The 25758-nt window shown below is 62.2% G+C and carries 22 protein-coding genes; 13 read left to right on the top strand and 9 right to left on the bottom strand.

The window, feature by feature from the left end:
• The first annotated feature begins 31 nt into the window (after window positions 1-31).
• From ACYQ2T_RS03810 to ACYQ2T_RS03790, 5 genes are all read left to right on the top strand, one after another.
• Complete coding sequence (locus tag ACYQ2T_RS03810; protein WP_459898573.1) at window positions 32-1942, top strand: diguanylate cyclase domain-containing protein; 1911 nt, start codon at window positions 32-34, stop codon at window positions 1940-1942.
• Window positions 1939-4986 carry an EAL domain-containing protein gene (locus ACYQ2T_RS03805; protein ID WP_459898571.1) on the top strand — a complete coding sequence of 1016 codons (3048 nt, stop codon included), beginning with the start codon at window positions 1939-1941 and terminating at the stop codon, window positions 4984-4986. Before ACYQ2T_RS03810 ends, ACYQ2T_RS03805 begins: the two co-directional genes overlap by 4 nt.
• 65 nt (window positions 4987-5051) lie before the next feature.
• Entirely contained in the window at window positions 5052-5666 is a 615-nt protein-coding gene (locus tag ACYQ2T_RS03800) for a tetratricopeptide repeat protein (protein ID WP_459898569.1), read from the top strand.
• 50 nt (window positions 5667-5716) lie between these two features.
• Window positions 5717-8872 carry an EAL domain-containing protein gene (locus tag ACYQ2T_RS03795; RefSeq protein WP_459898568.1) on the top strand — a complete coding sequence of 1052 codons (3156 nt, stop codon included), beginning with the start codon at window positions 5717-5719 and terminating at the stop codon, window positions 8870-8872.
• A gap of 263 nt (window positions 8873-9135) precedes the next feature.
• A complete protein-coding gene (locus tag ACYQ2T_RS03790; protein WP_459898566.1) occupies window positions 9136-9291 on the top strand; it encodes a hypothetical protein in 156 nt (51 codons plus the stop codon).
• A gap of 11 nt (window positions 9292-9302) precedes the next feature.
• Here the strand turns inward: ACYQ2T_RS03790 and ACYQ2T_RS03785 are convergent, their stop codons facing one another.
• Entirely contained in the window at window positions 9303-10220 is a 918-nt protein-coding gene (locus tag ACYQ2T_RS03785; RefSeq protein ID WP_459898564.1) for a hypothetical protein, read from the bottom strand.
• 92 nt (window positions 10221-10312) lie between these two features.
• Window positions 10313-10717 carry a bacteriohemerythrin gene (locus ACYQ2T_RS03780; RefSeq protein ID WP_459898563.1) on the bottom strand — a complete coding sequence of 135 codons (405 nt, stop codon included), beginning with the start codon at window positions 10715-10717 and terminating at the stop codon, window positions 10313-10315.
• A 394-nt stretch (window positions 10718-11111) separates the two neighbouring features.
• On the opposite strand from ACYQ2T_RS03780, the gene ACYQ2T_RS03775 reads away from it, so the two are divergent.
• A complete protein-coding gene (locus ACYQ2T_RS03775; protein ID WP_459898561.1) occupies window positions 11112-11756 on the top strand; it encodes a hypothetical protein in 645 nt (214 codons plus the stop codon).
• 384 nt (window positions 11757-12140) lie between these two features.
• On the opposite strand, the gene ACYQ2T_RS03770 is transcribed toward ACYQ2T_RS03775, so the two are convergent.
• Entirely contained in the window at window positions 12141-12464 is a 324-nt protein-coding gene (locus ACYQ2T_RS03770) for a hypothetical protein (RefSeq protein ID WP_459898559.1), read from the bottom strand.
• A gap of 508 nt (window positions 12465-12972) precedes the next feature.
• Between ACYQ2T_RS03770 and ACYQ2T_RS03765 the strand changes: the two genes are divergently transcribed.
• Window positions 12973-13500, top strand: a complete 528-nt coding sequence (locus ACYQ2T_RS03765) for a DoxX family protein (protein ID WP_459898557.1) — start codon at window positions 12973-12975, stop codon at window positions 13498-13500.
• Window positions 13500-14039: a rhodanese-like domain-containing protein gene (locus tag ACYQ2T_RS03760; RefSeq protein WP_459898556.1), complete on the top strand. Its 540-nt coding sequence runs from the start codon at window positions 13500-13502 to the stop codon at window positions 14037-14039. Before ACYQ2T_RS03765 ends, ACYQ2T_RS03760 begins: the two co-directional genes overlap by 1 nt.
• Window positions 14040-14243: 204 nt before the next feature.
• On the opposite strand, the gene ACYQ2T_RS03755 is transcribed toward ACYQ2T_RS03760, so the two are convergent.
• On the bottom strand, window positions 14244-14924 hold the full coding sequence (locus ACYQ2T_RS03755; protein WP_459898554.1) for a hypothetical protein: 681 nt from the start codon (window positions 14922-14924) through the stop codon (window positions 14244-14246).
• A gap of 839 nt (window positions 14925-15763) precedes the next feature.
• Between ACYQ2T_RS03755 and ACYQ2T_RS03750 the strand changes: the two genes are divergently transcribed.
• Window positions 15764-16255, top strand: coding sequence for a hypothetical protein (locus tag ACYQ2T_RS03750; RefSeq protein ID WP_459898552.1), 492 nt, complete (start codon window positions 15764-15766; stop codon window positions 16253-16255).
• 58 nt (window positions 16256-16313) lie between these two features.
• On the opposite strand, the gene ACYQ2T_RS03745 is transcribed toward ACYQ2T_RS03750, so the two are convergent.
• Window positions 16314-16496 (bottom strand): hypothetical protein, encoded by a 183-nt coding sequence (locus tag ACYQ2T_RS03745; RefSeq protein WP_459898551.1) that lies wholly within the window; start codon window positions 16494-16496, stop codon window positions 16314-16316.
• Window positions 16497-16933: 437 nt separating this feature from the next.
• On the opposite strand from ACYQ2T_RS03745, the gene ACYQ2T_RS03740 reads away from it, so the two are divergent.
• From ACYQ2T_RS03740 to ACYQ2T_RS03730, 3 genes are all read left to right on the top strand, one after another.
• A complete protein-coding gene (locus ACYQ2T_RS03740) occupies window positions 16934-18130 on the top strand; it encodes a diguanylate cyclase (RefSeq protein ID WP_459898549.1) in 1197 nt (398 codons plus the stop codon).
• 116 nt (window positions 18131-18246) lie between these two features.
• On the top strand, window positions 18247-19011 hold the full coding sequence (locus ACYQ2T_RS03735) for a hypothetical protein (protein ID WP_459898547.1): 765 nt from the start codon (window positions 18247-18249) through the stop codon (window positions 19009-19011).
• Between the two features lie 212 nt (window positions 19012-19223).
• Complete coding sequence (locus ACYQ2T_RS03730) at window positions 19224-21038, top strand: sensor histidine kinase (protein WP_459898545.1); 1815 nt, start codon at window positions 19224-19226, stop codon at window positions 21036-21038.
• Between the two features lie 76 nt (window positions 21039-21114).
• Here ACYQ2T_RS03730 and ACYQ2T_RS03725 read toward each other — a convergent pair whose 3' ends face one another.
• The 3 genes from ACYQ2T_RS03725 to ACYQ2T_RS03715 all read right to left on the bottom strand — a co-directional run bounded on the left by ACYQ2T_RS03725 (window position 21115) and on the right by ACYQ2T_RS03715 (window position 24229).
• Window positions 21115-22338: an MFS transporter gene (locus ACYQ2T_RS03725; RefSeq protein WP_459898543.1), complete on the bottom strand. Its 1224-nt coding sequence runs from the start codon at window positions 22336-22338 to the stop codon at window positions 21115-21117.
• 453 nt (window positions 22339-22791) lie between these two features.
• On the bottom strand, window positions 22792-23793 hold the full coding sequence (locus ACYQ2T_RS03720; RefSeq protein ID WP_459898541.1) for a TRAP transporter substrate-binding protein: 1002 nt from the start codon (window positions 23791-23793) through the stop codon (window positions 22792-22794).
• Between the two features lie 163 nt (window positions 23794-23956).
• Window positions 23957-24229: an RNA recognition motif domain-containing protein gene (locus ACYQ2T_RS03715; RefSeq protein WP_404844132.1), complete on the bottom strand. Its 273-nt coding sequence runs from the start codon at window positions 24227-24229 to the stop codon at window positions 23957-23959.
• A 702-nt stretch (window positions 24230-24931) separates the two neighbouring features.
• Between ACYQ2T_RS03715 and ACYQ2T_RS03710 the strand changes: the two genes are divergently transcribed.
• Window positions 24932-25288: a hypothetical protein gene (locus ACYQ2T_RS03710; protein ID WP_459898539.1), complete on the top strand. Its 357-nt coding sequence runs from the start codon at window positions 24932-24934 to the stop codon at window positions 25286-25288.
• Window positions 25289-25395: 107 nt separating this feature from the next.
• On the opposite strand, the gene ACYQ2T_RS03705 is transcribed toward ACYQ2T_RS03710, so the two are convergent.
• Window positions 25396-25695, bottom strand: coding sequence for an MTH1187 family thiamine-binding protein (locus ACYQ2T_RS03705; protein WP_459898537.1), 300 nt, complete (start codon window positions 25693-25695; stop codon window positions 25396-25398).
• Between the last annotated feature and the right edge of the window lie 63 nt (window positions 25696-25758).

The following is a 25758-nucleotide window of genomic DNA, read 5'->3' as shown; positions in this document are numbered from 1 at the left end:
GCCTTTCGAAAAACCTTATGGACCTGCACCTATGATGGCCCCAGCCAGCGCCGCCTTTTCATATCCCTCCCGCATCCACCCGTTGTGGATTCCCGTTTTTGCGGTCGCCTACTTTCTTGCGGGCCTGTTTGCCGTCTGTTTTACCGCCACCGATGGCGTCGCCCACATCTGGCCCGCCGCCGGCGTGGGGCTGACGGCGCTGTATCTATGCGGTCTGCGGGCCTTCCCCGCCATACTCATTCCGGACTTTCTCATCGCGCTGTCCACCGGCCAGCCATGGGAAACCGCCGTCATCTGGTCCAGCGGCAATATGCTGGCCCTTGCCCTCTCTGCACTCATTCTGCGGCGCACCGTGCCGCGAGACACATTCCACACCACGTCCACAACCATGGCGCGGTTTGCCATCTTTGGTCCCACCGCCGCCAGCCTGCTCAGCATCAGCGCGGGATGGGTGGGGGCAACCCTTGCCACGCGCCCGCCGCTGCCGAACCTCGGGCACATGTTATGGGGCTGGTTCCTCGCCGATTTTGCAGGCATTGTGCTCATTATGCCCCTTGTCATGGCGTGGACCACGGTCCGCCCGCGCCCGGCCCTTCGAATCCTCAAAAGTGAGAGCCTCGCCCTGTGCCTGCTCATCGCGGCCCTGGCATGGGCCATTTTCGGTACGCGCCTTGGTGGCTCCTACCACCAGTATCCCCTCGGCTTTGCGCTGTTTCCCTTTTTCATCTGGAGCGCCTTCCGGCTGGATATCCGGTCGCTCACGCTCATCCTTGCGGCTGTGGGCACCTACTGCGTTGCCATGACCATGGTAGGGCTTGGCCCCTTTGCACATCTGCCCCAGCCCCACGCCCTGCATGTCGTCCAGCTGTTTATGGCTGGCGGCTCGGGCGCAACGCTCATCATCTATGCCATCCTGCATGAGCGCCACGCCGCCGAAGCCGCCCTCAGCGACAGCCGCGACGCCCTCCAGCGCGCCTATGTGGAACTGGAGGACCGCGTGAGCGAACGCACCGCCGAACTGCGGCAGGCGCTGTCCGAACTGCGCGCGGCGGGCGATGTATACCGCAACATCTTCCAGCACGCCGTGGACGGCATTTTCCAGACCGACGGCGCAGGCCGCCTGACGCGGGCCAACGCGTCCTTTGCCAGCATCATGGGCTATTCCTCCCCGCAGGAGGTGCTGGACCGCGCCGGAACCATCAACGCCATCATGGCCTCGCCCGACGAGGACAGCGCCCGGCTGTTTTCACAGCTTGTGGCGCGCGGCTCCGCCGAGGAGTTCGACTTTACGGGCGTGCGGGCCGACGGCTCGGACGTTTGGCTAGCCATGAGCATCCGCGCCACCAAGGACGATGACGGACGCATCATCTCACTGGACGGCATCCTACGTGATATTTCGGAGCGCAAACGCTGCGAGCAAGCCCTCGCCCAGCGCGCCATGCATGACGAGCTGACAGGCATTGCCAACCGCTACAGCTTTCACGAAACCTTCGCCCACATGATAGCCCACGCCCGCAGGCGACGCTCCGGCCTTGCCCTGCTGTACGTGGACCTTGACGACTTCAAGCTCATTAACGACACCCACGGCCATCTGGCCGGGGATACTGTACTGGTGGAGGCCGTGCGCCGCATGACCTCGCGCCTGCGCCAATCCGACCTGCTGGCCCGGCTGGGCGGGGACGAATTCGCCATCCTGCTGCCGGACACCACATCCCGCAAACAGGCCGAGTCCGTCGCCAACGACATCCGCGACGTGCTCGCCGCCCCGTTTGACCTCACGCACACCACCGTGACCACCAGCGCCAGCATCGGGCAGGCCCTCTATCCCGACGATGGCGCCACAACGGAAGACCTGCTCAAAAGCGCAGACGCCGCCATGTACAGCACCAAGGAAGCCGCAAAGACCCAGTCCAGCAACACCTCTGACGAGAGCGAGCAATGAGCACCACTCCCCCCAACGACGACGGACCAGCCTCGCGTCCCGCCCGGTCACGCACGGGCATCATCAATATCCTGCTCACCCTCTGCGCCTGCGTCGCGGTGGTGACGCTGATTCTGCTCATCAACACCGAAGAATCCACGGTTGACCTCTCCCCCGAGGAGCGGCAGTACCTTCTGGACCACCCCGTCATGCGCGTCGGCATCGACGACAGCTTCACCCCCCTGCAGTACAAGGACAAAAAAGGCCACGCGCGCGGCTTCAGCGTGGACTTCATGAATCTGGTCAGCGTCAACCTTGGCGTCACATTCGAATACATCCCCACCAAATGGAGCCAACTCGCCGGCATGCTCCAGCGCGGCGAAATCGACATCATTCCGGACATGACGCCAACGGAGCGCCGCGCCCAGTTCTATGCCTTCACCGGGCCTGTCAGCGACCATCAAACCCACCTTTTCGTGCAGGCTCACGTTGTGGATGTAGCGACCCCGGCGGACCTGCATGGCCACCGCATCGCCATCCCCAAGGCCACGGCTCTGGCTGGCATGCTGCGCCGGACCTATCCCGCCGCCGACCTTGTGGAATACACCGACCCGGACGTTGCACTGCAGGGACTCTTGAAAGGCCACTACGCCGCCGTTGCCGCCTATGACTTCGCCTTCAACTACGCCATCTTTCAGGCCGGTGTTTCAGATGTAAAAGCCACCGGCCCCGCCCTCACCCGGGAGCATGGCTGCCTGGCCGTGCGCAAGGAGAACGTGCTGCTGCACGCCATCCTCAGCAAGGGCGTCATGTCCATCAGCGAGGAGCAAAAGGAAAACATCCAGCGCAAGTGGGTGGGCAGTGTGCCCTACCACAGGCCCTTTCCCTTCCTGCTGGAGCGCTACAGCCTAGAGCTGACCATCGCCGCCGCCCTTGTCATTGCGGTTGCGCTGTGGAACCTGCTGCTGCAAATCGGCTTTCGCCGCAAAACAGCGGCCATCCGCGAAATGACGGCCCGCTTTTCCATCCTGTACCAAAACACCCACGAGGCGGTGTTCATCCTCCAGCGGCGCACCATTGTGGACATGAATCCCGTGGCCGAGCGCCTGCTCTCCGTGCGCGCCGACGAGGTGACGGGACAGGATATCTTCGACATTGTGCCCTCGGCCACCTTTGCGCCGGGTGGTGTGGACTTCCGCGCCGCCTACACCAAAGCCGAGCAGGGCACGCCCCAGTCCGTTGAGGCCGCAATAGTGCTCCCCTCCGGCAGGCACGCGGACATCGAAGCGCGGCTGAGCGCCTTTATGGTGCAGGGACAGAATTATATCGTTGCGCAGGTCCGCGACATTACGGAGCGCAAAATTGCCGAGCGCGGCATGCGCAAGCAGCGCACGCTGCTGCAACAGCTGTTCGAGCACTCCCCCCTTGCCGTTGTGCGCGTGGACAGAAGCGTCACCGTGCTGGATGTGAACCACGCCTTTGAGATGCTGTTCGGCTACCCTCGCGAGGATGCCATCGGCCGCCATTTGGATTCGCTCATCGTTGCGCCGGACAAGGTGTCGCAGGCCGACGGCCTCAATCAGGCCATCCAGCTGGGCGAAACCGTCCAGCACGAGACCACACGCCGCACCCGCACCGGGGCGGATGTGCACGTATCCATCGCGGCCTCGCCCATTACCTTCGAGGGCGAATACATCGGCTCCTACTGCATCTACGCGGACATCACCCAGCGGCATATCGCCGAAGAACAACTGCGCTATCAGGCCTACTACGACAGGCTCACCGGTCTGCCCAACCGCGAGCGGCTCATCCAGCATCTGCAAGGCTCCATCGCCGCGCCGCACCCCTTTGCCCTGCTGCATCTGGACCTTGACCGCTTTAAGGTCATCAACGACAGCCTCGGCCACCCCATGGGCAACATGGTCATCAAGGCCATGGCCAACCGCCTAAAGGTGGAATTGCCGCAGGACTGCTTTATCAGCCGCGTTGCCGGGGATGAATTCGCCATCGTCCTGCACGAGAATGTGGATGCAGAATCCGCCCGCGCCACAGCCCAGCGCATCCAATCCATCATCCGCCGCCCCATGACCCTTGCCGGGCGCGAAATACAGCCCTCGGCCGGCATTGGGCTGGTCCTTGGCCCGCCGGAGCACGAAAACCCGGACTTTATGCTGCGCGACGCGGAAATCGCCCTCTATCAGGCCAAGAGCGCGGGCATGGACAAGCTGGCCGTCTTTACGCAGCAGATGCATACACAGGCGATGCAGGCCCTTGAAACCGAGGCCGAACTCCGCCGCGCCGTGGATAACGAGGAATTCATCCTCTACTACCAGCCCATTATCCAGCTCACCACCGGCGCGCTGGCGGGCTTTGAGGCCCTTGTGCGCTGGCAGCACCCGCAGTACGGCATCATTGAACCAAGCGCCTTTATCCACACGGCGGAGGAGACCGGGCTTATCGTTGGCCTTGGCCAGCAGGTGCTGGACATGGCCTGCGCCCATCTTGCCACCTTGCAGCACCACTATCCGGACACGCCGCTGTTTATGAGCGTGAACCTCTCCTCGCACCAATTCACCCTGCCGGACCTGTCGGAACGCATCCGCGCCACAGCCACCACCGCCGGCGCGCGCATGTCCAGCATCAAGCTGGAAATTACGGAAAGCGCCGTTATGGAAAACGCCCACACTGCGGAATACCAGCTGGATATGCTCCGCAGGCTGGGGGTCAGCCTCTCCCTTGACGATTTCGGCACCGGGTATTCGTCCCTGTCCTACCTGCAGGACTTCACCCTGCACACGGTGAAGGTGGACCGCTCCTTCGTACAGCGCATCGGGCCAGAGGGCCAAAACGCGGAAATCATCCGCGCCATTATCGAAATGGCCCATATCCTCAATATGGACGTCATCGCCGAGGGCGTGGAACACCCCTATCAGGCCGCCATTCTGCGGCGGTTTGGCTGCGACTACGCACAGGGCTACCTGTACGCCCGCCCCATGCCGCAGGCCGACGCGGACGCCTATATTGACGAAAAAGGGGAATTCCCTGTGGTTCCAGCGCCGCACTAGGGGGAATCTGTTGACCCTTTTTGTGAATTGGGTATTCTTCAGCCACCACAGACAAGGAGGACACGGTGGCTTCATCTGAAGGAAAAAAAGGCCTGTCACGGCGGGATCTTCTATTCGGCGGATTCCGCAAGCTCCGCGAGACATCGCAGGAGCGCCTTGAGGCGTCCAACACGCGCCAAAGCGAGCAATTCACCACCCCGGCAGACAACACCACCACGCCCCAGCAGGACGTGAAACACGGGCGCGCAGCGTTTCTGCGGGCGGGGGAAGCCTACGCCGCATCCGACTACGAAGCCGCCATCCCCGAATACCGGGAGTGCATCAAACGTCTGCCCCACCACAGCGAAGCGCGGCAGCGCCTTGGCTACTGTCTGTACCGCACCGGCCAGTACGTGCAGGCGAAGGTGGAATTCGACCGCGTTCTGCGCGACCTCGGCAAGGACAATTTTTCCTCGCTCTACCTTGGCCTCACCCTTGCCCACCTTGGCAAGCGTGAACAGACCGTCACCGCATGGCGCGGCTATTTCAACGCCGGCGAGGTCCGCATTATGCGCGAACTGAACGTACAGACCGCGCTCATCGAATCCAGCGAGGATTACGAACTCAGCGAGGCCGCCGAAGCTGTGGAGGACGCCATCGCCATCCGCAAGGAAGAACTCCTGTCGGAAAGCGCCAAATAGCGTCTGCGCCCTTGCCATCATCTCTGCATTACGGGTATTTCTAAAGTATTATGCTACGCCGCTTTTTTGCCATCTGTCTGGCAGCCTTTCTGGGGTGTGCCCTTTCCCTTCCGGCGCGCCCCGCGCACGCCGAACAGATTGTCCTGCAGCTGAAATACCTGCATCAATTCCAATTTGCCGGATACTACGCGGCGCTGAAGGAAGGCTACTACGCGGACGAAGGGCTCGACGTCACCCTGCGCGAGGGCGTGCCCGGGCAGAACCCTCTTGCGGCGCTTCTTGATGGGTCGGCGGACTACGCCGTGCACAATGCTCAGGCCATGCTGGACTACCAGCGCGGCACCCCTCTTGTGGCCCTTGCCGCCATCTTTCAGCATTCCCCGGCCGTGCTCCTTGTCCGGTCGGACTCCGGCACCTCCAGCCCCTCGGACCTCAAAGGCAAGCGCATCATGGTCTATATGGAGCAGGATGCGGAAATCCGCGCCATGCTCCAATCCGCGGGGGTGACCACCGCCAATACGGAATTCATCCACCACACGTGGGACGTTACCCCGCTGTACACCAAGCAGGTGGCCGCCCTGTCCGGCTACACCACCAACGAAACCTTTGCCCTGCGCGAGATGGGCGTGCCCGTCACCGAGCTGGCCCCCATGACCTACGGCATCGATTTCTACGGCGACTGCCTCTATACCACCAAGGACACGGCCACCACCCACACCGACCGCACCCAGCGCTTTGTGCGGGCCAGCCTACGCGGCTGGGACTACGCCATGAGCCACCCAGAGGACATCGCCCGGCACATCGCCCAAACCTACGCCCCGCACACCACGACCCAGACCCTCCTGCGCGAGGCCGAGGCCCTGCGGAGCCTCATGATGCCCAAGCTCGTGCCCGTTGGCACCATGAACGCCGCGCGCTGGGAGCACATCGCCACAACCTTCGCCAACCTCGGCTTTATTGACTCCGTGCGGCCCATTGACGCATTTCTCTTTCATCCAAATGGCGTCCTTCCGTCGTCCATAAAGCAGCTGTTGTGGGCCCTTGGCGTTGCCATCCTGCTGACGGGCGGTGGGCTTTTTGCCCTCTTTAGCTTCAACGCCCGCCTCAAGCGCGCCGTGGAGCGCCGCACCAACGAGCTGGAGGAACACCGGCAGACCATGGAGACCATCCTGTCGGTGTCTCCGTCGGGACTGCTTCTGGGCAAGGGGCGCATCATCGAGTGGGCCAGCCCTGCCCTTGGGCGGCTGCTTGGCTATGAGGAAGACGAACTTGCGGGCATGGACACCCACGACATCTATGCCACCAACCGGGAATACCGCCGCGTTGGCGCGCATCTTATCCAGTCGCTGGACCGCTCCGGCTCCGCCAGCCTCGACGCCGCAATGCGCCGTAAGGACGGCACCCATGTTTCCGTGTTCATGTCCCTGCGCCACCTTGACTTTACAGACCCCAACCGGGGCTACATCGCCGCGCTTATGGACATTACAGAGCGCAAACGCAGCGAGGACAGCATCCGCCTTGCCGCGCAGGTCTTTGAGCAAAGCAGCGACTCCATCATCATCACGGACAGCGACAACCGCATCGTGGAGGTGAACCGCACCTTTACCGAACTGACGGGCTACACACCCGAGGAAGTGCTGGGCCACCGCCCAAACACCCTCAAAAGTGGCCGCCACGACCGCGATTTCTACGCCAAAATGTGGGAGAGCATCAGCTTTGACGGCAAATGGAGCGGCGAGATTTGGAACCGCAAAAAAGACGGCGAACTCTTCCCCGCGTGGTTGCGCATCACCACCCTCAAGGATGCCTCGGGCGAGGTGGTCAACTTCATCGGCACCTTCTCGGACCTGACGCGCGAAAAGAAGAGCGCGGAGAGCATCTACCGCCTGAACAACTTCGACGTGCTGACGGAACTGCCAAACCGCGCGCTGTTCATGAACCTGCTGGCGCAGGAACTCTCCCACGCCCAAAACAACGAAAGCGGCGTTGGCGTCATTCTCTTTGACCTCGACAACTTCAAAAACGTGAACGAATCCATGGGCATCGCCAGTGGCGACGAAGTGCTGCAGCAAACCAGCAAGCGCATCAAGGCGGCCTTTACCGACGGGCTGACCGCCGCGCGCCTCGGCAGTGACGAATTTGCCATGATGATTCCCGGCGTTGCGGATTCCGAATCCCTCACGCAGATTATTCCCCGCCTGCAACAGGCCATTGCCCCGGCCTTTGCCCTGCCGGGCGGCGAAGCCTTCCTCACCTGCACCATGGGCATCGCCATCTTCCCGGACGACGCCACCGACGCCGAAGAACTCATGAAGAACGCGGAAAACGCCCTGCACCACGCGCGTGAGGTCGGCTTCAATACCTACGCGTTCTTCTCCACGGAAATGACGGAGCGCGCCTCGGAGCGCCTGCAGCTGGAAACAGCCCTGCGCCACGCCATCGAGCGCGGCGAATTTGAGCTGTACTACCAGCCCAAGGTGGACATCGACTCCGGGCACGTCACCGGGGCAGAAGCCCTCATCCGCTGGAACCACCCCGACTGGGGGCTTGTCTCCCCCATCCGGTTCATCCCCATTTTGGAAAAGGGCGACCTTATCGTGCCTGTTGGCGAATGGGTGCTGCGCGAGGCCTGCGCGGCATGCAGCCGCCTGCACGCCGCCGGGCACGAGGACCTGCGCATTGCCGTCAACCTCTCCCCGCGCCAGTTCCTTGAGAGTAACATCGTGGCTATGGTGGAGCGCTGCCTGAAGGAGCACAGCCTTGCCCCGCGTTTCATTGAGCTGGAAATCACCGAAGCCCTGCTGGTGCAGGACGTGGTGCGCGTTTCCGAAACGCTTAAGAGCCTCAAGCGCCTTGGCGTCACCATCGCCGTGGACGACTTCGGCACAGGGTACTCATCGCTGTCGTACCTGACGGAATTCACGCTGGACACCCTCAAAATTGACCAAGCCTTTATCCGCAACGTGGAGAACGACAAAAAGAGCGCGGCCATCACCAGCACCATTCAGGCCATGGCCAAAAGCATGGAACTGACCGTGGTGGCCGAAGGCGTAGAGAATGAGGCGCAGCTGGACTTTCTGCGCTCCCTCGGCTGCGTTACGGCGCAGGGCTACTATTACGCCAAGCCCTTGCCGGAAGCCGCATTCCGCGACTGGCTCCGCGCTCAGCCAGCCCCGCAGGGATCAGCCCCACACTGCGGGCCCTAGCCCGCCACAGGAGCCTGCATGGACGACATTCGCCTTGCCTGTCACATCTGCGGCGGCCCCGCCGCCATTGAGGGACGCTGAGCACGCGCCACGGTTGTCTGCAAGGCTTGCGGATGCGCCCTGCCCCTCGCGGAATACCGCGACGACATCGACCGCTGGAAGGATGACGTCTGCGAAAATCCCCCCTCCGGCGAAACCGGCGGTGAGGACAACGTACACGGGGAGGGCCACACTTCCCTTCCCCCTTCCGACACGGAGGACGCATGAGTTGGCTGCTTGCCCTTCTTGCCGCCGGAGGCGCCATCTACTTCTTGGTACAAGCCCACCGCCGCGCGAAAAGCGACTTTCGCGACGCCATGAAAAAGGCCGAAAGGAAGCGTCACGCTCCTTCCGGCCAGTCAACGGACCGTAAAGTCTAAACCCCGTCCCGTCAGCGCCGCCTTTTGGCGATGAGCCGCCCGGTCATATAGTAGTTGTACGCCAGCGATATCATAATGGCGAACAGCGCGGACGCCACGCCCATGGCGGCGTTGTAGTATGGCGGCGCAACCAGCGCGAGGCGGATAAACACCGTGCTCAGCGCCAGCCCGGAGTTGCGGAACATGGCCACAAAGCCCGGCAAATGCCGCTGGGCCATGAGCACAATGAAAATATCGCTAAAGATAAGCACGGTGTAGAACACCGTGAAGAAGTCGAACATCTCCGCGCCGGACACACCAAGCCACAGGTTGTAGGCGCCAAGCACCGCAAAAAGGGCCAGCAGCAAAAGCGACAGCGCCTTCTTGGTCAACACAAAGGCGTAGAGTCCCGCCCCGTCGTGGTGCACCTTGCGCACCTTGCCTACCCGGATAAACACCGTCAGCAGCACAAACACCACCAGCGCGCCCATGCCATCGGACAAGATGCGCAAGAGCGGGGTCATATCCTGCGGAAAGACCAACGGCTCGTGGATGTTGACGAGCTCCTTAAAGCAACTGCGCAGAAGGATGAGGGCCAATATCTCAAACTGCTTGCCCACCGCCCGCGAAAAGGACCGGGGCAGGGTGAGCACGAGCTGCATCACCTCCTGAAGCAGCAGCAGGGTAAAGGCCATGTTCACCGCATAAAAATGATTTGTCGGCACCACACGGGCGAGGGACGCGGGGAGAAGCCCCCATCGGTTCATCTCAATAGCTGCCAGCGAACCCAAAAACACCACAACGATGGCCGTCGCCAGCCGGCGCGAGGTCATCTCCCCTTCCCAGAAGGCATGCACGGAGTCGAACCCGTGGGCTACGGTCTCAAAAAAATACGTCAGGCCCCGCGTTATGGCGCTTTGTCGGGCCTCGGTCTGTGTGTCTGTCTCCATGCTGTTTCCGTCGTGCGTTGTCACGCTGTCTGCCGGTCCTTGGTGATGGTGCTTGTATGATGCGCGGGGCCCCGCACAGGACGCAAGGCGAGCTACCGCACGCCCTGCCCGTTCAGATACGCGCCCAGCTTCTTATCCGTGCCGGAGATATGATTCAGGAACCACTGGGTCAAATACTCCAGCACCTCCTCCATCAAATCTTCATTGCCGCCCAGATATTCGCCATAGAATTCGGTAGCCTTCAGGCTACACTCCATGTGCTGCTCCACATGGGCATCATACCCGTCGTAGAGGAACCGGTCCATGTACTTTTCCTCTGCGGCAAAGTGCTCCCGCGTGTAGTCCACCAGTTCACGCAGCACATCGAGCAGGACGGAGCGGTCCCCCCGGCGCCATGCGGCGTCCAGCGTCTGTATCATAGTGATAATGCGCTGATGCTGCGCGTCAATCTCGCCAATGTTCACGCGCAGGTCTTCCGTCCATTCAATGCGTTTCATTCCGTAACCCCGTATGGTTAAACGCGCGCCGTGAACGCGGCGCACCTTGGCGCGAAGAGTACCCACTGCCGCAGGCAAGGGCAAGGCCATGATTCTCCTTCCCCAAACGCGCTGCGCCGTCTTGCTCCTGCCCCGCCTCTCAGGCATAACAATATATGGAGTCTTCACCACGCACGCACCACTTCGGAGCAGCACGTGACCGACACGGCCCTGTCCGAACGCATCCGGCAACTTGAGGAAGCCCTCAGCCGCGGCGACATCGACCGCGAGGACTTTCTGCGCACGCTCACCCGGCTGACGCAAAGCGCATCCGAAGACCTCACGCGGCGCGCAGGCACCCCCCCCGCCGGCGCCGCCTGCCCCATCCCCGGCAACGCCGCCGCTCCCGGACGCCTTGGCCCATGCCCCTGCGGGCGACAGCGGCGCACAGGCGCACGACAACACCCCGCCCGGCCCCGCCACGCTGGAGCCGCTGTTCTTCGACATGCCACAAACGCCAGACGACTGGACACCCAAACCGGTGGATCCGGGGCGTGTTATCGTCACGGGACGTTCATCATGGGACAAGGTGGCGCGTCCGGGGAACCTCCTTGGCGCAGAGAGGCAGGGAAAGGAAGGCGAGAAGCGGGACGACGCCGCACAGCTGAAACGGGACTATCTGGCGCGCATGGCCTCGGACAGCCTGCGCAAAACCCGGCGCAAGAAGAACGCGCAGGCCGCCTTTGTCATGTCCCTCGCCCTTGGCGGGCTGGGGCACCTCTACATTGGGGCCATTGGCGTTGGCTCCGCGCTCCTGCTTGTCAGCACCGGATGCATGGCCGGACTGCTGCTGGGTGAACCGGAGGTGCTGTTTCTGCTCGCGCCCATGAACCTGCTGGCCGCCGCCCTCGCCCACAAGGCCGCCCTTATCCTCAACCGTGACATCGACAACAAAACCCGCGCCGCGCGCCGTATGCGCGGGACGGATGAGCGCAGCGGCATCGACCTTGATAAATCCATACGCACCACGGAACAGGTGCACCGCGAAGTCGCAGACTAAGCCCTGTTCGCCGCAGCACGCGCTCTACGCCATCGCGGCGCGCCCTCCCCGGCTTTGCCCGGCCACGCGCACAGCGCCCAGCCTCTTTTTCATAATTTTCACAAACGATACCAGCCTGTTCGCCCCCCCCGCCCCCCACACGGCCATGCAACACGGCGTTCATGCACGGTGCGTGGTATGCACAAAACGCCCGCATGACGCCCCGGACACCAGGCCGCCAGCGCCAGATTCAGCCCCCCAGCCTCTCCAGTCACGGACGGCGCTCCAAACGGCATTCCTCCACATGCTCCCGCCCCCACTCGGGCCAGCACGGGTGGGGAGGCGCAAAAAAAGCCCCCCGCTCAGTGCGGAGGGCTTTTTTTTGCGCATCGCGGCGAAGGGCAGCTACACGGCCTGCGCCGTATCCTGCCGCTCTTCGCTCATGGCGGTGGCGTGCTTGGGGCACATCCACGCAAGGCGGTGGGTTTCCGGGTCGAAACAGGGGCGCACGCCCTGTGTTTCGCCGCAAACCTGGCACGGCTCCGGGGTGTAATTCTTGGTAAACACGCCATAGCGCAGCAACGCCTTGTGGAACAGGGAAACCACACGGCTGCGGCCATATCGGCGCATGGCGGCCATGTCGCGCTTATTGATGGTGCCCAACTCGGACACACGCACGGACGTGCGCTTCTGGCGGTCGATAACGACCTCCCGGCCCTGAAAGCGCATGACTGCCGGCTCTTTCCAGCGGCAGCATATCCTGCCTCTTGATCTGTCGTACAAAAGTGTCATGGTGCTCTACTCCGAACAGTGTATGGACGACGCTGCGCAAGCATAAACGGCTTGCGCAAGCACTCCCCTCTTTGCAAGCTGCCGCAGCAGGCTTGCAGACCTTGCCCGCCCATGAACGCGAAAGTGTAAAGAAATTTACGATTTAATGCCGCATTCTGGAGACCCAGCGCAGCGATAAGGCGGTGCCACAGTGTGGCGACAGGCAGGGGCGTAACTCGTTAGCGTCGGACTTTGTGCATATTTGAACTGGTTGAACAGTCAATCAAAGTGAAATCGTTGTCAAGCGGAAATGACATCCCGCCGACAATTTTTTGCCAAGGTCCTATTACTCCACGCTATAGCCCGGGCGGCAACGCATACAAACAAACAATTGGTCGCGCCGCCCCGTCCAACGTAACAATCACAATAGGGCTTACGCCCTATCCGGAAAAGCAAGGACAACACATTGAGAAAAAAGGAACTATCCACCCGCGCGGTGCGGCGCATTCGTGATGCGCGCATCGTCTATTGTGGCGTGCGCGTGCTTTTGGGGGGGCTTTTCATCTTTGCCGGGCTGACCAAAATGCTGGACATCCCGGCCTTTGCCGCCTCCATCGACAGCTACGGCATTTTGCCCACGGCCCTGTCCGAGCTCACGGCGCACGTGCTGCCCTTTGTGGAAGTAGGCGCAGGCATCGGGCTGATTGCGGACATCCGCGGCAGCCTTGGGGCCATCACCATCATGAACGCCATCTTTCTCGTTTTCCTTGCCCGGGGTATCGCCATTGGCCTTGATATCGCCTGCGGCTGCTTTAGCACCGCGCCCACGGAGCCATCCTTCTTCAGCGGGATGCGCTGGGCCTTTGCGCGCGATGTCATGTTCATGGGACTTATTGCCTACGCGTACTGGTGGCGCCGGGCCAACGGGGCGGTTTTGCGCCCGTTGTCGGCGCTTGTCTTTTTCCGCAGACCTTCAACAAGGGGAACCTCCTGATGCGCCACCACGGCTCACTGACCACCCTCGTCTTCACTGCTATTTTTGTCCTTGGCCTGACTGCCAACGCTTCCGCCTTTTTCGGCACCAACAAATTTGAAAAGGAAGTGGAAACCGAGCAGAGCGCGGTTAAGCTCGTGCGTGAAGTGCAGCGTGGCGGATACGACATCATCACCACGCAGGAACTGGCCAAACGCATGAAGGCCGACCCGGACATGCTCGTCATCGACACCATGCCCTATGAGGCCAGCTACGCCAAAAACCACATCCCCGGCGCGGAGCAGTTCCTGTTCCCCATCCCGGAAATGGACGAGTGGGACACCGCCGAAACCGGCGGCAAAACCGTGGACGACTTCACCGCCCTGCTTGGCCCCGACAAGGACCGGACCATCGTGGTGTACTGCGGCTTCGTGAAATGTACCCGCAGCCACAACGGCGCAATGTGGGCAAAGCGCCTCGGCTACACCAACGTCTACCGTCACCCCGGCGGTATCTTTGCATGGAAGGGCGCGGACCTGCCTGTTGACTCCGTCAAATAACGTCCTGCCCTTTCCCCACAACACAGCGCGGCGCCCTGCCTTGGCAGGACGCCGCGCTGCGTTTTTCCGGCTTGTGCGCCGCGTTCATATTGTTCCATCGCCGTGCACCGTGCCGGGAAATCTCTGTTCTGCACCTCAAAAGCCCCGCGTTCCCCGCCCAGCGCATCATCCACAGCACTGCACGGGCCACAAACGTCGTCCCCCCTACTCCACCCGCCGCAGGTCGCGCATGATGGCGTCCGGGAAGGTGTAGAGCGCGTTGCGCCCAAGGGTCGCCAGCGCCCAGCCGTGGACAGCGCCGCGCCGTCGCCCCGTTATTCTGTAGCGCGGATAGAAAATGGTGCCGCCCTCCAGCAGCCGCCACACCCGGGCGTCACGCAGGGAAAAGTCGTGCCCATCCACGCGGGTGGCGGTAAAGCCCGTTCCACCCGGAACCCGGCACCCCACCAGCAGCACAAACGCCCCTTCAAAGCGCCCACAAATGTGCTCTATCTCGGCAAGGACGTCGCGCCGTGCCCCGCCACCGGAAACATCCAGCACAACAAGAGCGTCGCGGGAATACAGGTAGGGTTTTTCCGTGTCGATATGCCGCAGAAATTCGGCAGGGGTCAGGTTGTAGAGATAGAAATTCTTACTGGCCGCGCCCAGATTCAGCGCGGTGTGGTAGCGGTCGCTTTCATGTTCGCAGGCAAGGCACTCCCGGTCCTGCGCGCGGGCGGCAAGGTGCAGGGCATTAGCCGGGGCCTCGCCGCCAAGGGCGACAACGTATTCGCAGGCATCCATGACGCAGTCGGCCACACGCGCAAGGGCGTCATCACACGCGAAAACCGCGTGCCCCCCTTTCCGGCGTGCCGCCCACTTCCGCCACCAGACGCTCCCAAGCATTGCCCGTCCTCCTGCGTCCAACACTCTACGGCTTACGGACCTGCATCAACGCTGTCCCCGTGCGCCGGACGCCTTTGTACAAGCATACCAGCGCCCCCGGCCTGCGTCACGCACCGCAGAAAAAACAAATCCCCCCGGCGACTGTCCTCACAGCCATCGGGGGGAGTAGGGAATGGTTTCCGTCGTTGCCCAAATCCACGGCCTCAACACACTGGTTTGAGGTTCGCTTCAGTGTTGCACACTAACACGCCAACCGAAACATTCTGGCCATACTGGCGCGAAACTCGCGCCGCGTTTCGCGGAAGGGTCTTCCGCGTTGGCGTCATTCATCCCGGCATGCGCTTGCCGCTTAACAGGTGCCGCCCGCGAAAAGCGTGTTTCAAAAAAATCCCGTTGTGCGGCGCAGGCCAGCAGGGAACGGGCTTTTTTCCTGTTCATTCTCTCCGGCGGAACCTCCCCGCGCGTGGGTGGATTCCCATCCCGGCTCGCGTTGCCGGACCGGAGTCGTAAGAAGTAGAAAACCTCTTAAGCGGTAATGGATCGCTGATCTTTCAAAGAACTTTTTTCCATTGACTCCATAGTCGTGCGGCGGGGCGTAAAAGTCAACCAAAATCGTACAAAATTTTCCTTTATACCACAAAACGCGCGTGACGAAACGCTTTTTGGCGCAACATGCATACTCCTGCGCCATCCGTACCCCACTCTGGCCCTGTTCTCCGGCAGCGCTCAGCCCTTTTCAGGCCGCCTTGCGTTGGTCCTGCATGCCGCGCCCCGCCCCGTAGCGGTCGCAAGGCCCGGATTGCCTTGCGTTTCGGCCGCTTTTTCCGTACATGGGCGGCATGTCCAATCCACAGAATTTCCCCCCGGCACTGGTGGACTGCCACCCACTCATCCGCCGCCTGAGCGGACAGGTCATCTGGTGCATGTTTGAGGAATATGAGGCCGACCCCGCCGACATCGACGCCTTTTTGCAGTGGTACGAAGCCCGCAGGGCAGAAGCCCTCAGCCTCATCGCCCGCGTGCAGGACCCCGTCCCGTCCGGCGACATCGCCGCCCTGCGCATCGACGTGCAGGACACACCACACACCTGCGGCTTCTGCGCCGCCCTCAGCGGCAAACATATCGACGCCTCGGACCCGGACCTGCCAAATCTAATGCCGCCCTACGGCCTTGGCTGCGCCGCACGCGCCGTTGCCGTCAGCCCGGAGGACGCCGCCGCCCTCAACCCGGCCGACCGCATCACGGGCGAGATGGCGCCGCCCTGCAACCTGCTCTGCGGCGACTGGATATTCACCCACCCGTGGAGCACCCGCGGCCTCGCAGACAAATAGCCGCCAGCCAGCGCTGGCCTCTGTGGCCCCTCTGGCGCCACAGCACCGCTTGGGCGCGCTACCGCGCCCCGGCGGGTTTTCCAGCCAGCCCGCAGTAGCCTTCATCATGCTCGCCGTTCTTGTCGGCATAGCGAAAGCGCCACATCATACACTGTACGCCCTGACAGAGGGGGATTTTCCCGTCCTCCGCCTTCAGGTGCGGGCAATATTTTGTCCGCGCTTCATCCTGTGGAAGCATCATGGCTTACCCTCCCTCAATTTTGGCTGGGTTGGCGGACTCCCACGCCGCAGGTGATGGAAAAGCGCTCAAAAGCACGGCGTAGACATTACTGCCCTTTTCGCCTTGCGCCGCAGGCACTCCCCGCATGGCCCTCCCAAAGCGCAGGCTGTACCCACGCTCCCCTCTCCAGAACACACCGTCGGCATGAAGAGTCGTCCACCGGACGATAGCACATCCCCCCGCAACGCAAAAGTGCACAAATCCAAGATGTTGCACCACGCCGCGCCCCTCCCTTTTGCGCCGCGTGGCGTCCTGCGCCAAGCACTCTCAAGGCCACACGAAAAGTTAGCACCCTAACTTCTGCGCCAGCATTGACGTGATGACACCACTATCGTAGGCTTGAGCATCCCAAGGACCGTGCGCCATTGTAGCGCGCACCAGTACCGCAGGAGGCCCTTATGGGACATTGGCAACGCGGATCGCCGCTGGCGACACTCCCTGAGTTTTTGGCAACATCGCCCGATCCGGGCGAGTCCCTCCACGCATTCATCGAAGCGATGGAAGCCGTCTACAGCCCGGATATTTTCAGCCGCGCTATTTACTTCCTTGCCCATATTTCCCTGCCCCCGGACGAAGCCCGCGAGCACTGGCTCGGCGTTCTGCGCCATCAACAGCGGATGCGCGAACTTGGCGAACAGGACATCAGCATTTTCGCCACGGTGGCCGATTATTTCACCCGTTTGCACCCACGCCTTCAATCTCCGGTCGCCATTGAGGCGCACATCCTTGAGCAGTGCGAACGCCTTGCCCACATCGACGACCTGACAGGGCTGTACAACCGCCGCGCCTTCAACCTTGAGCTGGAGCGCGAGATTGAGCGCTCGCGCCGCGCGGGGACGCCTTTTTCCCTGCTGATGGTGGACATTGACCACTTTAAACGCGTTAACGACCACTTCGGGCATCAAACGGGCGATCTTGTCCTACAGACCATCGCCGCCACCCTCTCGCGCACGGCGCGCGGCATGGACCGGGCGGCCCGCTACGGCGGCGAGGAATTCGCCATCATCCTCCCCGGCACCGGGCCGGACAACGTCTACGCCGTGGGCGAGCGCTTCCGCACCGCCGTGGAGCGCACAAACTTTTCCCTGCTGGTGCCGGACCTGTCCATCGTCACCATCAGCATTGGTGCGGCGGGCTTCCCTGCCTGCGGCACCTCGCCGCGCAGCATTGTCGCCGCGGCGGACCGCGCCCTGTACCGGGCCAAGCGCTCGGGCCGCAACCGCGTCAGCACCCGCGCCGAGGATATGCGCGCCCATGAGCGGCACTTCCTTGCGCTGGACCTGCTCTGCTCCGACCGCCAAAACGGACACCCCCAACTCTACGCCCGCACCCGCGACATCAGCGAAGGCGGCATCGCCTGTGTCACCAACAGCAACGGCATCTCCCCGGGCACACCCCTTCGCGTCTCCATCATCGACAAAGCCCTGCCCTTTGAACCCACACTGAGGGCCACCGCCGTCTGGAGCACAACCAATGAGCGAAGCGGGCAGACGCACCTCATCGGCATGCAGCTGCGGGATAATCCTCCCGGCGTTATGAACTGCTATACCAGCTACCTGCACACGCTGCTGCGCCAAACCAACGCCACAGCATAGCCACGCCCGCCCCCCACCTGCGCCCCGCAGCGCCGCCCCTTTTTGCGCCGCTGGTCTAATGTTCTGCCACAAGAAGCCGATACGACTCTCAGCCAACATCACGGCAAGGAGTCATCATGGATATCGCCAACGTCACATACGCCGCACAGCCCATACTGCCCTTCTCGCCCGATTCCACGGTGCGGACCGTTTCTCCCACCTCGCGCTCGCATCGGCAGGAACAGACCACCCGCTCCTTCGGCGAAAATCTCGTATTGAACCTCGCCCCGCGTGAAAGTGAGCAGGATTCCTCCACACGCAGCGCCCTTGCCAAGGCGCTGGACAACTCCATGAAGTTCATCCGCGAAAACTTTGGCGAAGAAGCACAGGCCGCGGCCATGGTGCTTGTCGCACGGCGCATTGACGCCTCCGGAGATACGGACGAGGAGACCCTCAGCAAGGGCCTGCTGGATGTTTTGCGCATGGTGGACCGCAACCACGGCATGGCCGCGGGCGACTCGCTCATGAGCCAATTCAATGGTGAGCTCAACGCCGCCATCAACGACTTTTTCGACAACGGCTCACTGGAAAAGTTCTACGCCGCAGGGCAAAAGAACCCCGTCGCGCAGGCCATTCCCGACGTGATGTCCCATGTGATGGACACCTACGGCAGGGATACCGCGGGCGACGTCGCCACCATCATGCGCGAGACGCTGGATCAAAAGCTGTCCCCCTCGTCCCTGCGCAGCGCCCTGCAAAAGACCACCACCCTCATCGCTGAGCGCTTTGGCGCCGACGCCGGGCAGTCATTCTCCATGTTTGCAGGCAACATCATGGGCGAAATGGGGCAGGACCAGACCGGTCTCCTCCAGACGGGCGCACTGCTGGACATAGCGGTCTAGCCAACACAATTTCTGCACCATTACTCACGGGCGGAGCCATGCTCCGCCCGTTGTTGTTTGCGCCCCAGCGCCGTACAGTTACATATCCATACGCAATACTTTCCAAAGCAGCTTGCCCCGCACGGCGTTCTCGACTATGCCGAAAGAACGAGTATCCTCCCACACGGGATGCTCCAACCACCCTTTCGCATAGGGAGTATGACGCCGCCGCCATGCCGACCACCTCAAGCGCCGCACCACGTCCGCCCGCTGCCAGCCGCTCCACCGGAGCCGGGACCAATCTGTCCCTGCTCGTGTACCTTGTGCTGTTCATCTCACTGACCGTCCTGACCATCGCCACCACCATTGAGCACAATAAACAAAGCCATCTCAGCAGCATAGCCGACACCACAGGCGCACTGGCCCGCCACTTCGCCTACGAGCTCACTCACCACCCAGAAGACGTCCCCCACATTCAGCACGAGCTTACAGAACTCGCGCGCCACAGCAGCAGCGTGATGACCATCAACATCATCACCTCCACGTCCCCCGGCGCAGAGCCGCGTATCATCGCCTCCAGCAACCCCAAACGCGTCGGCACGCAGCCGTCCGAGCGCGCCAAGGCCGCCCTTGCCGCCAAAACGGCAAGCAAAAACGACTGTACCCTGCATGGCCGCCCCGGGGTGTGCTTCAAGGTCCCCCTCACGCGGGCGGACGGCTCAGTTTTTGGGCTGATGACCTACTCCGTCACCATGTACGACAATACCGCCGCCGTATGGCTGTACACAGCCGTGACGGCCATTTTGTTTATGATTGTCGCCTACATGCTGCACCGGCAGCAGCGCCGCACGCATGAGGAACTGAGCGCCCGACGCGTCACCGAGCGTGAACTCACCCTGCGCGAAGCCCAGCTGCGGCAGATTATCGACCTTGTGCCGCACCTTATCTTCGCCAAGGACGAAGAAAGCCGCTTCATCCTTGCCAACACGTCCGTCGCGTCCATCCACGGCCTCAAACCGTGGGAGCTGGTGGGCAAAAAGCAATCGGAACTCACCTCCCCCCTGCCCGAGCAGACCGTGCGCTTTATTATGGACGACAAAAAAGTCATGCGCACCGGGACCTCCCGCATCGGCTACGAGGAAGAACTCACCTGCGCAGGCGGACAGACCCGCATCTACGAAACCAGCAAGATTCCCTTCACCACGGCGGGGCACTCCGCCGTCCTTGGCGTTGGCATCGACATCACCGAGCGCAAGGCCATGGAATCCGAGCTGCGCCGCCACAAGGAGCGGCTGGAGGAACTGGTGGACGAGCGCACCAAGGCCCTGCAGGACGCCAACACCAGCCTTGAGAACGAAATCGCGGAGCGCGCGGTGATGCAGCGGCGCATAGAACAATCCTTGGAGGAGAAAAACATGCTCCTGCAGGAGGTGCACCACCGCGTCATGAACAACCTGCAAGTCATCTCCGGGCTTCTGGACATGGCCCAACGCCGCGCGGACACCCCCGCCGTGGCCGAACTGGCCGGCGACCTGTCCACAAAGATTCACAGCATCAGCCTGGTGCACACCCTGCTCTACCGCAGCGACAGGTTCGACACCATCGACTTTGCCCAGTACATGCGCCAACTCACGGCCCACCTGCAGGTGGTCTTTGACGCCCGGCGCATCACCATTGAGTACGACCTCACCCCCGTGTCCCTGCCCATCGCCACGGCCAGCCCCTGCGGCATGGTGGTCAATGAACTGGTCAGCAACGCCCTCAAGCATGCCTTTCCCGGCGGCGCAGAGGGAACCCTGCGCCTGCGCCTGTGGCTTGAGCATGGCACCGTGCATATCTCCGTGGCCGATTCCGGCGTGGGCATTCCGCCAGACTTCGCACCGGCCACTGCGGCCAGCATGGGGCTTCGCCTTATTACCAACATTGTCACGTTCCAATTGCAGGGCGCCTTTACCTACTCCAATGACAACGGCACCCTTGTCAGCATCAGCTTCCCCCTGCCCGACCACTGCGCGTCGGACCATTTGCCCGAGCCAGCCACCGCCTAACAAAAAAGGCGACACCGCATGCGGGGTCGCCCAAAAGTCATTCCGGACCGGGACGTGCCCGGCCTCTGCTATGGCGCTACTGCGCCCTTGTCCGCTCCTCCTGCCCATCCAAACCCCGGCCAAAGACAAACACACCGGTCAGCACGGCCACCATCAGCGCGCCAATGACGCCGCCGGTCCAGAACACCCCGCGCAGTCCGCCAAGGGTGTAGGCCGTGCCCATAACCAAAGGCCCAAGGGTCTGCCCAATGCGCAGCACCATGCCATTAAGGGCCATAAATGCGCCGCGCTCTTCCATGGGAGCCATCCCCGCCAGCAGCGCCTGCACTGTGGGAATATTAAAGGCCTGCGCCACACCAAAGAGCAGCACAGGAACCGCCACACTCCACGCCCCCGGCATCACCGGAATGAGCACGGCTGACAGAGCGTACAGCACAAAGGCCGCCACCAGCAGCGTCCGAGGCGCAACCCAGCCGGACAGCCGCCCCACCTGCGACGCCACACCCGCCGATGTCAGGCTGGATATGGCGATGATGGACCCAATAACCGGCGGCGTGGCCGCAAAGGTGGAGGACAGATAAATGGGCAGGTAGGTGATAATAACGCCGTACAAAATGATGAAGGACGCGCCCGTGGTGGCGAACAAACACAGCGCGCGCGGGGACGAGGCCCGCACAACGGCGCGGCGCATCTGCTTCATGAATTCGCCCTTGCCCTGCGGCTGCGGCACCTTGAGCCACAGCGCAACCACCACGGCAAGCGGCAGCGCGAGCAGCGGCAGTTCAAAGGGCCATTGCCAGCCAACAGCCGCCAGCCCGCCGCCCACGAGGGGGAATATGGTAGTGCCAATGGACAAGACGCTGGCGCTATACCCCATGGCCTGCATGCGCTCGCGCCCGGCGTACATGTCGCCGATAATGGTGGCGCACAGCGCCCACAGGGACGACGCGCCAATGCCCTGCAGAAAGCGCAGCCCCACCAGCACCCACATATTGGTGGTGAGCGCGCACAGCCCGCCAAACAGGCCAAAGATGACCAGCGACGGCACAAGCACGGCCTTGCGCCCGTAGGTATCGGACAGCACACCGGCCACAGGTGCAAAAAGCACCCCCGGCACCGTAAAGGACGAGATAAGCCACCACGACTCGGCGGGCGGAATGGCCATGGCGTGCAGCATCCTCGGCAGGGCCGGGGCGATGCTGGAAACGCCCATCACGGCCACAAGGGTCACGCCGAACAATATCTGAAGATTCGTATCGCGGTATATCCTACGAAGCTTGGCGGAATCGGACTGTTGCATGCGGGGCACCATACACAGCACGCCCCGCGTTGTCTGCACATTTCCCGGCGCCCGCAACGCTGCGCCGCAGGGGCACCAATCCCCCCGGCATCATTGATAAAGCCGCGCACCGCCCGCCGCACATCAGCCGCATATGCGCCGGCGCCCCTCCAAGGGACAACGCCCTGCCCACAGACGCGGCAATGCGCTGCATACCCGGCCCGGCGACGCAGCCCGCGTCTGGCCCGCGCGGCAGGCAGCGCCCTGCCACTTCCACGCGGTGCAGGCGGATTCGACCGCCATGCCATCCCTCACAATCACGCGCCGTAGACGCCTCTTCTCTTGCCCGCGCCCTGGCACACCCGGCGCCCACACCACAAACACGACGGCGGCGTGGGGCCTCTGCCGCCACGCCGCCGCGAAATGGGGTCTTCTCAAGGACAACGCGATGAGCGCGCCGCCCCTGCGCCAGAATTACTTGTCCGCTGTGGCCTTCAGGAACTTCTCCAGCAGCGCCCGCGTTGCCGGGTCCGCATACAGCGGCATGCTGGTCAACGACTCCGCACGCTCCTTAAAGGACGCAAGGTCCGGCTGTGTCTCCACCTGCATTCCGGCGGCTTCCAGCTTCTGCAAAAAGTCATGAACATTGGCGCGGTTCCACTCCCGCTGATAGCGCGACGCCTCGCGCATGCAGTCCTTCAGCATGGCCTGCGTCTGCTCCGGCAGCGCGTTGAACCAGCCAAGGCTGGCTACGTCCACGTGGGCGGAATACACGTGCCCGGTCAGGGTCAGATACTTCTGCACTTCGTACAGCTTGGCGGTCCACACCACCCACAAGGGGTTTTCCTGCCCGTCAATGGTCCCCTGCTGGAGCTCGGAGTAGATGGGCCAGCCCATGGGCGTGGGGTTCGCGCCAAGGGTGCGCCACAGCTCCTTATGCAGGGTGGACTGCATAACGCGAATCTTCAGCCCCTTCACATCCGCAAGGCTGTGGACCGGACGCGTGTCGTTGGTGAGGTTCCGAAAGCCATTCTCGGAAAAGGACAACCCCTTAAAGCCCGCCCGCTCAAGCGCTGCCAGCACCTCGTCACCAAGAGGCCCGTAGAGTACCTCGTCCACCTGCGCATAGTCGCGGAACATAAAGGGGAAGCTGACAACTTTCACTTCCGGGACAAAGGTATCAAAGGGCCCAAGGGTACAGATGGCCATTTCCACAGCGCCCATCTGCACCTGCTGGAGAATCTCCGTCTCCGTGCCCAGCGATCCACTGTGGAAAATCTCCACGCGGTAGGCCCCGTTGGACCGCTCCTGCACCAACTCGGCAAAGCGCGCCGCCGTCACATGCTGCGCGGAACCGGGCGGCGTGACGATGCCGAGCTTGATAACCGTTTCGGCGGAGGCTGCCGGGACCAGCCCCGCCACAAGAGTCAGCAGCACCACAAGGGCGCAGAGCACTGAAACCAGATGCTTTTTCATGGATATATTCCTTTCCTTGCGAACAAATTGCACACGCAAATACACCACTACGTTACGAAAAACGCGTTCTGCCTGCGTACACGGTGGGCGGGGAAAAGAAAAGCCCCCGGGAAGGGCGCCGGGGGCTTGGCGCGCCGCACATGCGGCGCAGGCAAGGGGTGGGCTACCAGGGGGTCCGCTCTCGTCGCGGGCGGTCCTTGGCAATATTCACACGAAGGGGACGCCCGCCAAACATGGTGCCGTCAAGGGCCTCAATGGCGGCGTCCACTCCGTCTTGGTCCATTTCGACAAAGCCAAAACCGCGTGGGCGACCGGTAAACCTGTCTTCAATAAGCCGTACAGACGTCACGCTTCCGTGCTCTTCAAACAGGGCGCGCACCTCATCCTCCGAGGCGCTGAAAGGAAGGTTTCCAACATAGATGTTCTTACCTGACATAAATCCCGCTCCTCAATGGAATTGCCTGCATCACGGTGGATGCGATAAAGATGTACACTTTTGCACAACTATGCCACACCCACTGCAAAAAGCAAGACCTTTCAGCCAAAAACATACACTATTCCCGGCACTTCCCCACCCACCATCACACACAACAGAAGGCGTTACATCCAAATCTCTGCGGCGTGCGGGCATTTTTGCGTAACAACAGTCCACACATCCGGTGCCGCGCATTCCTCAAGACCTTTCGCCCCGCCACAACGGGCGAGAGGCGAGTGCCATCCCTGCCATTCCTTCTCCCCAAGCGCGGCGCATTCTGCCCGCCGTATGGCCCTTTTCAGCTCCTCGCCCACCCGGGCGCTGCGCCCCATGTGGCAGTTTCGCCAAGGATTCTGCCCCCCTGCAAACTTCACCAATATCGCGGGGTGGTTGCGGTGAAATTCAGCCTCTGGCGGGCTTTTCCTTCACTTTTTCCTGTACCCCTCCTAGGCACAAAACCGCCAATGATGTACTCTACCAAGGTGTGCGTCTTCCTTTCCGGCCCGCGCCATGTGCGCGGCCGGGCGGCCAGCTTTTCGCCGCCACACTGCACGTGGATGACCACAGCGTTCCCGGCCCCGACGACCGATTGCCAGGACGGCGACGGCCCGTCCATTTTGAGCACACGGGCCCCGGCCCTCAAACGTTGTGAAGGAGCACGACGTGGGACTAAACGTAAGCTACAAAAGACTGCGCTGTAAGGGTTCCTGTGGACGGCACAAGCTGCTTGAGCTGCTCGTCACCACTGAGGAAGGCTCGTATACTATGGACGAGGCCGACCTCTCGGGAAAACCCGGTAAATCGGGCATTCCCCGTGGTGACGCGGCGCAGGGGGAAAAGGCGCACGCCGCGCCCTCCTCCGAGCCATCGCAAAACTTCTGGGAACCGGAATACGAAATCGTGGAATGGCAGGGCACGCCGGACACCAACGCCCAAGCCCTCGACAGCATCTGCAACCGCAAAACCCTCGCCCTCCCGGACCCGGGCGGCCCGCGATCCATATTCAACACCAAGGTCTAACCGCCGCGCCATAGCCCAACCGCGCGGCCACATTTCCGCGCCAACACACAAAAAAACGTCCAGCCAATGGCTGGACGTTTTTTGTAGGCACGCGTGAGGGCGGGGTGCTAGGCCTTCATCTTTTCCTCAACGGAGCGGGGCTTGGCCTGCATGCGTCCGCCCTTTCCGGCGCGGTAATCAACCTTCACGGTCATATACACGCGCTCGCTTTCAGCGGCGATGGCCTTGAAGCACTGGGATATGACGGCGTTCACCTCGTCCCACTCTCCTTCAAGAACCGTCCCCATAGGATTCAGGGAATAGTCCAACCCGCTGTTCTTGACGATGGTGACGGCGCGGGCCACCCACGGACTGAGGCTGACGCCCTTGTCCACCGGAAACAACGATACTTCAGCCATAACGCTCATCGGTACTTCTCCCGTTTTGTGGTTTTGGCAGAAAAAAAGGCCGCGGGGGGTGCCCGCGGCCTT

Source organism: Desulfobaculum senezii, from assembly GCF_054657395.1.
The sequence above is the reverse complement of the archived record's forward strand: the minus strand, read 5'-3'. Positions and strand labels throughout refer to the sequence as shown.